This is a genomic window from Halorussus sp. MSC15.2, assembly GCF_010747475.1.
Lineage (GTDB): Archaea > Halobacteriota > Halobacteria > Halobacteriales > Haladaptataceae > Halorussus.
Genome location: NZ_VSLZ01000001.1, coordinates 738,125 through 749,935 on the forward strand (window position 1 = coordinate 738,125; position 11,811 = coordinate 749,935).

At 62.2% G+C, this 11,811-nt stretch carries 11 protein-coding genes, 1 tRNA gene and 2 pseudogenes; 7 read left to right on the forward strand and 7 right to left on the reverse strand.

The window, feature by feature from the left end:
• Window positions 1–3: 3 nt before the first annotated feature.
• Window positions 4–895: pseudogene (locus tag FXF75_RS03880) on the reverse strand (putative RNA uridine N3 methyltransferase).
• Window positions 896–1,108: 213 nt separating this feature from the next.
• Between FXF75_RS03880 and FXF75_RS03885 the strand changes: the two are divergent.
• Window positions 1,109–1,179: transfer RNA gene (locus tag FXF75_RS03885), tRNA-Gly, on the forward strand.
• Between the two features lie 317 nt (window positions 1,180–1,496).
• Here the strand turns inward: FXF75_RS03885 and FXF75_RS03890 are convergent.
• Window positions 1,497–2,117: a hypothetical protein gene (locus tag FXF75_RS03890; RefSeq protein ID WP_163520215.1), complete on the reverse strand. Its 621-nt coding sequence runs from the start codon at window positions 2,115–2,117 to the stop codon at window positions 1,497–1,499.
• Window positions 2,118–2,248: 131 nt separating this feature from the next.
• Between FXF75_RS03890 and FXF75_RS03895 the strand changes: the two genes are divergently transcribed.
• The gene (locus tag FXF75_RS03895) at window positions 2,249–2,710 is read left to right on the forward strand and encodes a RidA family protein (RefSeq protein ID WP_163520216.1); all 462 of its coding nucleotides are present in this window, start codon (window positions 2,249–2,251) and stop codon (window positions 2,708–2,710) included.
• An 83-nt stretch (window positions 2,711–2,793) separates the two neighbouring features.
• Entirely contained in the window at window positions 2,794–3,630 is an 837-nt protein-coding gene (locus FXF75_RS03900; RefSeq protein ID WP_163520217.1) for an HTR-like protein, read from the forward strand.
• Between the two features lie 102 nt (window positions 3,631–3,732).
• Here the strand turns inward: FXF75_RS03900 and FXF75_RS03905 are convergent, their stop codons facing one another.
• The 3 genes from FXF75_RS03905 to mch form a co-directional block, all read right to left on the reverse strand.
• Entirely contained in the window at window positions 3,733–4,458 is a 726-nt protein-coding gene (locus FXF75_RS03905; protein WP_163520218.1) for a hypothetical protein, read from the reverse strand.
• Between the two features lie 295 nt (window positions 4,459–4,753).
• Window positions 4,754–5,242 (reverse strand): hypothetical protein, encoded by a 489-nt coding sequence (locus tag FXF75_RS03910; RefSeq protein ID WP_163520219.1) that lies wholly within the window; start codon window positions 5,240–5,242, stop codon window positions 4,754–4,756.
• A gap of 34 nt (window positions 5,243–5,276) precedes the next feature.
• Window positions 5,277–6,209 carry a methenyltetrahydromethanopterin cyclohydrolase gene (mch, locus tag FXF75_RS03915; RefSeq protein WP_163520220.1) on the reverse strand — a complete coding sequence of 311 codons (933 nt, stop codon included), beginning with the start codon at window positions 6,207–6,209 and terminating at the stop codon, window positions 5,277–5,279.
• A 161-nt stretch (window positions 6,210–6,370) separates the two neighbouring features.
• On the opposite strand from mch, the gene FXF75_RS03920 reads away from it, so the two are divergent.
• On the forward strand, window positions 6,371–7,663 hold the full coding sequence (locus FXF75_RS03920) for a PQQ-binding-like beta-propeller repeat protein (RefSeq protein ID WP_163520221.1): 1,293 nt from the start codon (window positions 6,371–6,373) through the stop codon (window positions 7,661–7,663).
• Complete coding sequence (locus FXF75_RS03925; RefSeq protein WP_163520222.1) at window positions 7,660–8,385, forward strand: hypothetical protein; 726 nt, start codon at window positions 7,660–7,662, stop codon at window positions 8,383–8,385. Before FXF75_RS03920 ends, FXF75_RS03925 begins: the two co-directional genes overlap by 4 nt.
• 21 nt (window positions 8,386–8,406) lie before the next feature.
• Here FXF75_RS03925 and FXF75_RS03930 read toward each other — a convergent pair whose 3' ends face one another.
• Together FXF75_RS03930 and FXF75_RS03935 are read right to left on the reverse strand one after the other, a co-directional pair.
• Window positions 8,407–8,853 (reverse strand): hypothetical protein, encoded by a 447-nt coding sequence (locus FXF75_RS03930; protein WP_163520223.1) that lies wholly within the window; start codon window positions 8,851–8,853, stop codon window positions 8,407–8,409.
• Between the two features lie 99 nt (window positions 8,854–8,952).
• On the reverse strand, window positions 8,953–9,264 hold the full coding sequence (locus FXF75_RS03935; RefSeq protein ID WP_163520224.1) for an MTH1187 family thiamine-binding protein: 312 nt from the start codon (window positions 9,262–9,264) through the stop codon (window positions 8,953–8,955).
• A gap of 141 nt (window positions 9,265–9,405) precedes the next feature.
• Between FXF75_RS03935 and FXF75_RS03940 the strand changes: the two genes are divergently transcribed.
• Window positions 9,406–10,398, forward strand: a complete 993-nt coding sequence (locus FXF75_RS03940; RefSeq protein ID WP_163520225.1) for a hypothetical protein — start codon at window positions 9,406–9,408, stop codon at window positions 10,396–10,398.
• Window positions 10,332–10,898: pseudogene (locus FXF75_RS22390) on the forward strand (S8 family serine peptidase); the annotation flags it as partial. The gene FXF75_RS03940 and the pseudogene FXF75_RS22390, both read left to right, overlap by 67 nt.
• Window positions 10,899–11,811: the final 913 nt, after the last annotated feature.

Here is an 11,811-nt window from a genome sequence, read left to right on the forward strand (position 1 = left end):
GTATCACTTCTCTCTGAGGTTCAGGCAGCCGAGAGCGGCGAACATCGCTTCTTCCGTTCGCACGACCTCGCTACCTTGATTCGGAACCGCGTTCAGCCAGAGGTCAAACCGGCCGGGTGCGCCCGATTCGACTCCGGACTCCGCGTCCGCCTCGTCCTCCCCGTCGTCGCTCGGCCAGTCGTGGGCGAGCGGTTCGGTGGGGAGGTCGAGCATCTCCGGCAGGCCGCGACCCGGTGAACCGAACACGACGGTCATACCGTCGCGCTCGGTCCGGCCGACCACGTCGGTCAGCCGCCGGGTCGTCAACTCGACCCCGTGACGGGACGTTGCGATTCGAACGCCCGCGTCGTCGCGGTCGAGCGCCGCCGGAAGGTCCGTGCGCGTCACCGACAAACCCGAGAGGGGTTCGTCTACGAGCTTCGCACGGACCGGACTTCGCGAAGAGATCCTGACGGTAACGCGCTCCCCCTCGCCGACCTCCATTTCTGGCGGTACGACGAGTGAGATCGGGTGTTGCAGTCCGCAATTGACCCGAACGCGCCCTTCAGGTCCGACCTCGGTCACGATTCCCTGTCTTAACGACCCCGAACCCTCGGATTCGGAGCCGGTCAGTGAGGGGGCGCGGAGCGGCGGCAGGACGCCCGCGTACTCCAGTTCGTCCCGCTTGCCGAATACCTCCTTTCGGAGGTAGGGCGGCGTCGCGGCGTAGTTCAGTACGGTGCTTACGAACCCGCCACCCCACTTCTCCTCCCCCCCCGGGGTCGGGAAAGACCCCGAGGCGGTCGGCCCGGAACACCGTCGCCGCGCGGGCGACGTAGCCGATTTTGCGAGTCGCCTCGCGCTTGTCTTCGGCCTCCCGGACGAGGGATGACGGAACGAGTACGCTGACAGTCATACCGTGACGCTTCGACGCCCCGTCACTAGACTGTAGCGAATCGTACCGGCTTGGTTCCTAAAAGGGTGCCGCTTCTGTTCCGGGGATGGGAGGCCGTCACAAAGCTCCTGCCGCCGGAAATCGGTGGTTGAAACGTGTCACCGTCTGCCGATTCGCCTCCGTTTCGGAAGCCTTATTTAGTGACCCGGCATTACATGGAAATGCACTCGCAGGGCGCTGGTAGTGTAGTGGTATCACGTGACCTTGCCATGGTCGCAACCGGGGTTCAAATCCCCGCCAGCGCACTTCTCTCAGACGCCAACCGTCGAGCGATGCTTGTATCGCTCGACCGTGGCGTCGTGTGAATGCTTTTCGCGAGGATTTGAGTCTTGCCAGTCGCACGCCCGGACGCGCAACGGAGTGAGCATCCCGGAACGTCTTGCTCCAGTTCAAATCCCCGCCAGCGCACTTCTTCCGTTCACAACATTTCTACTGGAGTCTCCGTTTTCGAACTGCTCTGGGTCCCGAGGATATCGTTACACGACGTGTGAACGACTGGGTACGTCACATCGGATAGCATTCGGTGGGCCGGTTCGGAGCGTGCCAGATAGCGAACAGCGTTCTATCGGAGCGACGAGTCCGACCGCAGCCGTTCGATGGTGGCTGTGAGAACGGGCGACTGTCCCAGAAACGCACCGAGCGACCCGAAGACGAGTGGCGTGAGGACGACGAAAAGGAGCCACCTGCCACCGGGGTAATTGCCGGGGAACAGCACTCTTGCAGATGCAGTCACGGGACCGACTGTGCCTGCGAACACGACCGTGGAAAGCAGCATAGTGAACAGATACCCGGGGGCCATATAGGCTCCCACACCCATCGAGACGGGCGACGAGCGATTCGTTGCGGACACTGCCACCCCGACCAGTAGACACGCTACTATCGGGACGAGTCCGAGCCACCCGGGGAGTATGCCGAGCCACATCCCCCCGTCGGAGACGAAGTTTCCGGTGTCTCGCACGGCGGCGATGTCGATGGAAACGCCGTGGGCGTTCAGCGTGAACCAGCCGACGGCCTGCCACAGCGGACTCCCGGCCGAGTGGTACACGTCGAGGACGGTGACGGCGTCGTCCGAGGCGCGGACCAGATACTGGCCGAGTCGGGGGACGGTCACCAGTCCTATCAGGACGTACGAGACGACGTAGGCGAGCGCACCCGACGCGATGCGATGGAGGGCAGTTCGCATAGTAAAACGGTCTCCCCGATATTCGTATATGTCTTTTGACGCTGGGAACGATGGTATCACTCGAACACTCCCCAGTAACGACGTATTTCTGACACCAAAGCGCTTAGTGGCGGGTACTTGTTGTCGTCGCTATGGAGAAGACGGTGTTCAGACGGGAGAATCGCGGCGACGACGCGGTCGCCGCGACGGCGGTCAGAACGCGACACGCGGACCACGACCGGGTGCAGTTGGACGGCGTCGTCGGTCCTGGTGAGACTCCCAGAGAGCAGGCCGACAGCGTGCTCTCCTTCGCCGACAAGTTCCTCCGCGAGTACTGCGACGGGCGACTCGCCGACGTTACGATGATACGCCACTACGTCCGAGCGGACCTGCTTCCCGAGGCCGAGACGGAAATCGGAGAGGCCTGCCGGGACCACTTCGACCCGCCGGAACTACCGGGGACCGCGATGGTCGGCGTGAGCGACGTGGTCGGCGGTGACCGCGCCGTGAAGATAGAGATGGAGGCGACGATTCCCCACGACCGAACCGAGGTGGAAGTCGTGGAACTGCCGCCGCCACCGGGGTACGTCACCAGCGAGGACCGGACCGAGTGAGAGAACCGACGAGTTCGTCGCCGAACCCCGTTCAGACGAAAGACCCAAGCACCACCGCCGAGACCAACCGAAACGAACCGTCCATGGACCGAGTTCCGTTCGGAGTCTCCCGACTCGACGACATCATCGGCGGCGGTGCCCCGCCCGGAAGCGTCGTGTTGCTCGCGGGCGAGGCCGGGGCCGGTGCCCGCGAGTTCTGCTACACCGCCGCGACCATCAACGGACTGGCCCACACCGACCCGGACCAGTTCGGACTCCACTACGGCGAGGTGTCCGACCGGGCCGCCGTGCCCGAGGGCATCCACTACGTCTCGTTCACCGCCAGCGGCGACGAACTCCGGCGGGAAATCGAGTTCACGATGAGCGAGCGACTGGTCCGCGCGGGCGTCGAAGCCGTGGAGTTCGCCGACTTCAGTCAGGAGTACTTCCAGCTCTCGGCGATTCCCCGGGAGTGGTACACCCGCAAGACGCAGACGATTACCGACCTCGGACAGGGGAGCGACCGCCGGGGCGTGCTGGAGGCGCTGGGCGAGTACCTCAACGAGAACGCCACGGGCAACCTCGTCGTGGTCGATTCGCTGACGGACCTCGCCCGCGCGCCGAACGAACACCTCGACTGGAGCGACATCACCTTGCTCGTCAAGGGACTCCAGAAGGCCTCCCGAGCGTGGGACGGCCTGATTCTCGTGCTGGTCAATCAGGACGCGCTGACCGACACCCAGATGGGGAGTCTCATGGGCGCGGCCGACGGCACCATCGCGTTCGAGTGGGAGACCGGCGGGAACGAGCGCGACCGGGTGATGTTCGTCCGGGAGTTCCGAGGCGTGTTGTCGCGGTTGGAGGCCGAGGACATCATCCGATTCGAGACCGAGATTCACGACGGCGGGTTCGACGTGAGTAACGTCCGGAAGATTCGATAACCTGACTCGCGGGCGTCTGTTCCACTCTCTCGTAGTATTTTGTACGCCGTTCGAGACCGCACGGCGCGAAAAACGAAAAGGTACGCGGGCGAGGAGTTCGTGTTATGCCGTTTCGGTCGTGGTTTCGTTCGCAGCAGTCGTCGTTCCGACCGCGCCGCCGTCCTCGACCCGGACGAACGCCGTGCCCGCTATCGGTTCGTCACCGGGGTCCTGCGTGTACGCCGCGTCGACCTGCTCGGCGGCCGGAGTCGTCGTCGCGTCGGCGGTCTGCGCGGGCGTCGTCTCCACAGTCTCGGTTCGCTCCAGCGCCGGGTCGAACTGCTGGTTACCGTTCGTGTCCCGGTGGAGGACCGCGATTAACGTCTGACTCTCCGTGACTGGCCGGTCGAGTCGAATCGTCACGTTCTCGTTGAGACCGGGTTCGAGGTACGTGGAGTTGCCGACGCGTTGGCCGATTTTCTCTGAATCGACAATCGTCGTGAAGTTGCCCGTCACGTTCTGAGCGAGGTGAACCGTGACGAACCCTCCCTCGGGAAGCACCGCCTGCGTGACGTTGACCACCGTCCCGTTCGACGTCTGGTTGTCGAAGGTGATGTCCGCATCGTCGAGGTTCACGAAGTCCGTCGTGGTCTCCCCACCGGCCGCGGTCGTTTCGGTCGCCGTCGTGGTTTCGTTCTCCTCCTGTACGGCGACTGCGTCCCCCTCGGTCGCGCTCCCGACGGTGTCGGCACCTGTCGCGCTGGTTGCGGCTAGGACGACCGACCCGCAACTACCGACGACGAACAACGCAACCACTACCGTCACCGCGTTCGCCCGTTTCGATGTCATTCGTAATCCCCCGTCCGAGTAGCCGACGAGAGTCAATAAACGCCGACGTCCGTTCGCCCGAGTTCTGGAACTGTCACGTCGGTAATATCGCATACGCTCCTTCCGTCGGGAGTAAACGCTCGCTGTCGGTAAAGGGGCCGACGGGAATCACGAAAGTGGCCTTTTCAACTCGAGATGGAAGTCGTAACACGTCCGGCAGTGTCGGTCCAGAGACGAGGGTCGGACCGACAACGGCAACCGTCGATACGTATCGAGGGCGTTGCCGACGCCGAGTCGCCAGAGCAGTGTAGTCGGGTTACTCGACCGCGTACGCTCCGTCCACTTCCGCTACCAGTTCCAACAGCACGCACCAGTCCAGTAGATACGCCACGCGTTCGCTCCAGATTTCCTCCCACGAGTTCGGATTCTTGTGGTGCTCCCACGTCGGTACCTCGTCGCGGAACTGCTCGAACACCTCGTCGGCCGAGAGCGGTTCCGCCGCGTCGGCCAGAATCGCCAGCACCGCCGGGACGCCGAAGACGTTCTCGCGGAACTGCTCGCGAAGGAACTCGGCGTCCGGGTCCTGTCGCGTCCGCGTGAATCCCGACGATTGCTCCTCGGCGAGACCGAGCGCGCGGAGGAAGGTCAGCCACGTCCGGGCCGCGTCGCGACTCGTCAGGTCGGTCCGGTCGAGCATCCGGGCGCAGCAGTCGTCCTCGCTACCGGGAACCAGCGGGACCGCTCGCTGGGCGTCGGCCACGAAGTCGAGGTCGGCGGGCGGTTCGGGAACCAGTTTGAATTGCATCGATTGTCACCTCCGGTCTCGTTCTCGCGCGGTCTCAGATGTCGAAGCTCTCGGCCAGCAGGTCCTCGTCGCGTTCGCCGACGACGTAGGTGTCGCCCCCGACGACGTTGATGGTCGCCTGCGCGGGCGCGAAGACGCTCTCTTCGACCTCGTAGAAGTCCCAGTCGACCGACTCGAAGATGTCGGCGAAGTGGGTGCCGTACTCGTCGTTCGCTGTCGAGACGATTTCGTCGAAGCGGTCGAACTCCTCGCGGACGGTCAGGTGGACCTGTCCGCCGTAGGCCAGCGCGTCGTTGGTCCGGGCGATGGCGGTCTCCTCGTCTCCGGCCACGGGCGCGACGGGCGCGGACCCCGTGGCGGTCACCACGTCGAGGGGGTCGTAGCCGAGTTCCGAGAGTCGGAAGACCGCCATCTCGGCGGCGCGGGAGGCCACGCTGACGCTCCCGGCCACGCTCGCGGTGGGGACCGAGGGGAGGAAGACGCTGCTCGGTTCGACGCCGGTGAGGTCCGCGACGTGTTCGGCGACCGACTCGGTGGGATAGTCGTCGCTCTCGACGGCCAGCACCGCGAACTCCGACACGTCCTCGTACCCGACGCGGGCGAACTCCTCTTCTTCGGCGACGAGCGCGCGGGCCGGGCCGCTGCCCAGACCCTCGAAGTCGTCGGTCGTGACCTCCCACCCGGCCTTCTGCGAGCAGAGCAGGGCCAGCGCTGGGTGGTCGCTCGTCAGTTCCACGTACTGGAAGGGCGCACCGGCCACCTCGTCCATCCGGGTCTGGACGGTGGCGAGTCCGGCGGTTTGCATCTCGGCGAGCAGGAGTCCGGCCTCGACGCCGCCGTCGAACTCGTGACCGAAGTCGATGACGGTCGCGCCGTTGTCGAGTTCTCGCGCTCCGATGTCCAACTCCTCGGCGAAGTCGAGGGCCTCGTCGGCCAACTCCAAGGCGTTCCGATTGAGACTGTCCATGCGCGTCGATTGGGCGTCCCCTCGTAAACCCTTTATCAGTTTCCACAGCTTCTCCGATACTCCACCTATATAAAATATAGGTAGAAAATTATTTATACATTCGATTAATTAAGACATTTGAAGTGAGGAAATTGAATAACAGAAGGAATGTATTAAAGTCAGTGGCAGCTGCTGGAGCGGCGTTCAGTATACCGAAATTCGGATCTATTCCAGTCGAAGCGACGAGGGAGACGATGGTAACCAACGCGTTGTCAACAAACGCTTCGCGTACCGCCAACTGTACTCCCCGCCTCGAGTCGAAAAACTCCGAGGCGACGGTATCGAACGGTCGATTTGGCCCTTCTCAATCTGGATACGCTCCAAGTATTGAGGGGCCGTCCGGAGAGAACGTTGGTCGAAAGTGGACGTTAGACGCCAATTCGAGCAAGCTCTCATCACCGGTCGTCGGTAACGGCGTCGCGTTCTCGGTAGCGTACCACCCGCAAGCTGAACTCGTTGCCGTGAACCTTCAAACCGGTAACGAACTCTGGACTACTAAGCCCAAAAGCAACGGCCAGTCGGTCGTGGCGAATGCACCACCTACAGTTAGAGGTGCGAACGTCATCGCCGGATTCTCGAACGGAAGCTTACATGCGAACGAGACTCAAACCCAATCTAACGGTCAGACGGTGACGGAGTTATCCGGGCGTGTTACTGCGCTTCGGACCGCGGGTGAGGCAACCATCGCCGGTACGAGTGGGAAGACGACGTCCATCGTCGTCATGAACCGGGCTGGAACAGTCTGTCAGGAGTATCGGCTGAAAAATCCAATAACGAAAGTGACTGGTCTCGCGGTCGCGGACGGTAAGGTGTTCTACTCTGCAGCCGGACAGACCGAAGGCCACCCGACGTTCGGCTCCGTTGGCGCTATTGACGTTGAAACAGGTGATGTTTTGTGGGACGTAATGACGAAGGGACAGGCACGAGGCGTCTCAGTTGCGGGCAAGTCGGCGTTTGTTCGAACTACCGACTACACGCTCACTCTAAATGCGCAAACCGGTGAGCACCGCTGGCACGTCGATACCCACGGTGGAAGTTGGGTTCCTCCGACCGTGGCCGACGGGACTGTCTACTTCGGCGGACACTACGAAGTAGCCGCTATCGACGCGGCGACGGGGAGTGTTGAATGGCGTCACGAGATGCAGGCCATAAACCCTCGCCCAATCGTCGCAGGAGATGCGGTCTTTGTGGCAGCGGACGCTATCGCAGGTCGTCCCGGTATCGTTACCTCGTTGTCCCCTTCGACCGGGGAGACCAAATGGACGGAAGAGATTCCGAAGCGGAACTTGAGCACGCCGATGGTGACCGACGGTACGCTTCTCGTCTCGGCGTATCGGGCAGCGCAGGGTGCACCGGGAACCGAGCAGTATCAACCAAGTACTGGCGAACTTATCGCACTGGAGGGACGGAAATGAGCTACACGTACATGGGTACTACAAGTTCCGGAGCGACGGATAAGAACTGTACACTCGTAGTGTATCTCCTTCAGGCAAGTAGTGGTTACAGCTCAGACATGACGACTGCGCGAGACGCGCTGAGCGAAAGTCTGGCCGACGCGTACAGTTCCGGGTTCATTAGTGGATATCAGATTCACGAGTACGACACGGACGGGACGCTCACGATAGACCCCTCCGGTGCACCGCTTCAACAGATAAATGAGTGGCGCGACACCAATGGCTTCACGGAGAACGCCAACTACATCGGGGTTCATCGGAAATCGACGATCAGTCCCGGTGCGACCGGCGGTGGACTTGCGTGGGAACAACCGGTCCCGACACAGGTTTCGTTCACTCAGGGGAATCCCCCCGTCTCGACTTCTCACGAGTGTATGCATGCCTACATTCTAGGGACCTGCGACTATATATGGAACAGTATGATCTACCGGAGTGATTCCAATGGGAGTCCCAACGAACACGACCTTGGTTCGACCATTGATGTGAATGGAACGATGCTCCACACTCCGTTCGGAGGTGAGGGTGGCTCAGTGCCTTCTGAACACGGGTCATGTTCAGTCAGCGACGCCTCCGTTGGGAATGGTCGGACGCAGAAACTATCTTCGTGTACGAAGAAGGCGTTACAGTACTCGGCTCACCACGTGTTCACCAACCATAGCAGTATTACCGGCGATATCTGCTAAAACTATATACTTTCATATTTTTCATTCGGACTCTTTTCGAATCGCTGTGCCGTTTCCGACTAAGTAGGTAACTGGCTTTCCGATGTAGTCTCCGTGAGTTGTCTTGTCCTCAGAGTAGACGGCTCCACCACAGAGAAGGACAACCCGATACCCGCCGTTGATGGCTTCGGACTTCGTGACGTTACAGCTGACGTTTATATCGGATGCCTCCGTAGTATGCAATCTGTTGTAGATGTGCCGTTCCTCGTACTTGATGGCGTACTCTCTAGCCGTCTTCTCTGTCCACGCCTCCGGAGGCTCCGGGGGCGATTTCGGCCCGTTGGGGAGTTCGTGCCGCTGTTGCGGAAGCACTGAAGTCGTTTCGCCACCAAGGTTCGATGGGGCCGATTCCGGTACTCCGTTACAACCAGCTAGAAGACTTCCGAAGACTCCTGCGGATGCACAGAGGACGTGTCGTCTGGAGGGCATCCTGACAAAGATAGGTGTTATTAGTTATAAAATTTCCCATCCTCGAAAGAATGAGGTGGCGTCGATGGACGTAATCCGAGACAGAAACATCTGACTCCGCTACTTCTCCCGCTTGGCTTCCCGACCCAGCGCCTCCTCGACCGCATCGACCTTCTCGTGCGCGCGTTGCTCGCGCGTGCGCTTGTCGTCTATCTTCAGGACGGTACTCACGCGGTCGCCGTCCACGGCCTCGTGGGCGGCCTGCGCCGCGGCGAACAGTTCGTCCGTCGAATCGGCCTCGATGACGGTCCCCATGGGGTTGGTCTCGTAGGACACGTCGAAGTCGTCCAGCGCGGCCACGGCCTTTGCGACTTCCTCGGACATGCTCCCCTCGACTACCGGTGCCACACTCAGAAGTGCGATTACGGTCATCGGTTGGACCTGACGGGCGGCACACTCTAATGCGTTTGCCGATTAGTTAGAAATTAAACTATTTAACTGTGTCCGTTATTAGATTTGATAATCTAAGTAGAATACAAGTAACTGACGCGTTATCTGTCGGCCAACAGCAACATGAGTGACGAACCGACACGACGAGACGAAGGTCGGACGACCGCACCCGTGACGGCACTGCTCCTCTCGGTTCTCATCTTGAGCGGTGCCGTCGCGCCCGCGTTCGGTCTCCAACCGCAGGACGACTCCCGGCCCGCGGCGGACGTCGTCGCGGACGGAGCGACGCAGGTATCGCATTCGAAGGGCCACCCGGCGACGCTTCCGAGCGCCGAGGTGACGTCGCTGAACGAAACGCCGGCGGACGAAGCGGTCCGGAACGCGTCGCTGCCGGAGAACGCGACGACGAAACGGGTCACGCTTCTCACGGGCCAGACCGTGACCGTCGTCGAGACGGGGAACCGCACCGAGTACCGCGTCTCGGCCGACGTGCGGATGCAGAAGGTCTCGACCGGGAACTCGACGTACGTCTTCCCGGTCGGCGTCGATTTCGGCAAGTTCGACCGCCACCTGTTCGACGTCGAGTTCCTCGTCCAACAGAACCTGACCGACGCCGAGACCGACTCGATTCCCATCATCGTCAGCGAAGACGGTCAGGGAGACTACATCGTCACCGGAGACACGCAGACCACCGACGGGATGCTCGACTCCGTGACCGGCGTGGAGAAGCAGGCCACGCTCGAGTCCATCGACGCCGAGGCGGGTCGAGTGTCGAAGGCGGACGTCGGGCAGGCCTACGCCGACCTGAAGGCCGACGATACCATCGAGAAGGTCACGCTCGACATCAAGTACCGGACGGACCTCGCCGCGACCGACGACGCCGTCTCCGCCTCGCAGGCGCGCAAGGACTACGGTGTCAGCGGTAACAACGCGAAGATTGCGGTGTTGGACACCGGTATCGAGAACAGTCATCCGGCGATAGACGCGTCGTCGCGGAGAAGGACTTCACCGGTGAAGGAGACTACGACGACGACGCCGGTCACGGCACGCACGTCGCGGGTATCGTCGCCAGCGACAACGAGAGTTACACCGGGATGGCACCGAACGCGAGTCTGATGGACGTCCGCGTCCTCACCGACGACGGCTGGGGACGCACGTCGTGGATAATCGACGGCATGGAGTACGCCGACAACAACGGTGCCGACGTCGTCAGCATGAGCATCGGCGGCCCGGTGTCTGCCGAGCGGTCGAACGACCGATACACAGACGCGGTCAATCAGGTCGTCGCGAACGGAACGCTCGTCGTCGTGTCGGCGGGTAACAGCGGCGAGAACGGCTACCGAACGGTGAGCACCCCGGGCATCCAGTCGAAGGCGCTCACCGTCGGCGCGACGGACGCTTATGACGGCGGCATTGCGAGTTTCTCCTCTCGCGGCCCGACGCCGTACGGCTACTACCTCAAGCCCGACATCGTCGCGCCCGGCGTCGGCGTGAAGAGCGCCGACAACGACGGCGGATGGGTTCGGTATAGCGGTACCAGCATGTCCGCGCCCACCGTGAGCGGTATCGCCGCACTCCTGATACAGAAACATCCAGACTGGTCGCCCGAGCGACTCAAGAGCGTCCTCACGACCACCGCGGACCCACTCGGCGGCGAGGACGTCTACACGCAGGGTGCCGGTGAGGTCAACGCCACCGACGCGGTCGGGACGAACGTCGCCGTCTCGCCGGGCACGGTCGATTTCGGCACGTTCGGTAACGACACGACAGCGACACGGACGATTCGCGTCACGAACCTCGGCGAGTCGAACGTGACGCTCGACGCGACTGCGACCGCCGCGAACATCGTGCAGAGCGGCACGGCACCGGCCGAACTCAACCAGAGTTCGGTCACCGTTCCGGCCAACGAGACGGTCCACCTCGGCCTGACGGTGAACACCAGCGTCCCCCACGGTGTCTACTCCGGGCGGGTCTCGTTCGACGACGGGACCTACACGACCATCTTCGGGTTCGTCCGCGCGCACGAGGTGACCGTGGAGAAGGAGAGCGTCGGCACGACGCCCGTGGCCGACGACCTCTCGTGGGTGTTCTCCGAGAACCTCGGCCAGTTCGACATGGTCGGTCGTCGAGGTCTCGACCAGTTCAACGGTTCGAAGGTCACCTACCACGTCGTCGGAGGCGGCGAGTACAACGTCCTCTCACACGGCATCAACGAGAAGAACGGTCAGCCCGTCGTCTTCTCCGAGGAACTGACGGTGGACGGCGACGAACACGTCGTCCTCAACGAGAGCGACACGACGGAGTACACCCTCGACGCTTCGGAAGCCGAGAGCAAGCACGGCGACCTCTCGACCCGGAGTACGCAGGTCACGTACTTCGAGGAGACCTCGTACAACAGGTACGTCGCCAGTCTCTCGGGGTCGGGTGCCGACACCTCGACGGTCCGGTTCGGCGTCGAGGGCGAGTTCGACGCCGGAGTCGAACACCTGTTGGTGCCGACGTCGGCGACCGGTGCGTCCGACAACTTCA

Bases quoted from the DNA above. Each gene is read 5' to 3' on its own strand.
- FXF75_RS03890 (WP_163520215.1), bottom strand. From the start codon at position 2,117: ATGCGAACTGCCCTCCATCGCATCGCGTCGGGTGCGCTCGCCTACGTC.
- FXF75_RS03895 (WP_163520216.1), top strand. From the start codon at position 2,249: ATGGAGAAGACGGTGTTCAGACGGGAGAATCGCGGCGACGACGCGGTC.
- FXF75_RS03900 (WP_163520217.1), top strand. From the start codon at position 2,794: ATGGACCGAGTTCCGTTCGGAGTCTCCCGACTCGACGACATCATCGGC.
- FXF75_RS03905 (WP_163520218.1), bottom strand. From the start codon at position 4,458: ATGACATCGAAACGGGCGAACGCGGTGACGGTAGTGGTTGCGTTGTTC.
- FXF75_RS03910 (WP_163520219.1), bottom strand. From the start codon at position 5,242: ATGCAATTCAAACTGGTTCCCGAACCGCCCGCCGACCTCGACTTCGTG.
- mch (WP_163520220.1), bottom strand. From the start codon at position 6,209: ATGGACAGTCTCAATCGGAACGCCTTGGAGTTGGCCGACGAGGCCCTC.
- FXF75_RS03925 (WP_163520222.1), top strand. From the start codon at position 7,660: ATGAGCTACACGTACATGGGTACTACAAGTTCCGGAGCGACGGATAAG.
- FXF75_RS03930 (WP_163520223.1), bottom strand. From the start codon at position 8,853: ATGCCCTCCAGACGACACGTCCTCTGTGCATCCGCAGGAGTCTTCGGA.
- FXF75_RS03935 (WP_163520224.1), bottom strand. From the start codon at position 9,264: ATGACCGTAATCGCACTTCTGAGTGTGGCACCGGTAGTCGAGGGGAGC.
- FXF75_RS03940 (WP_163520225.1), top strand. From the start codon at position 9,406: ATGAGTGACGAACCGACACGACGAGACGAAGGTCGGACGACCGCACCC.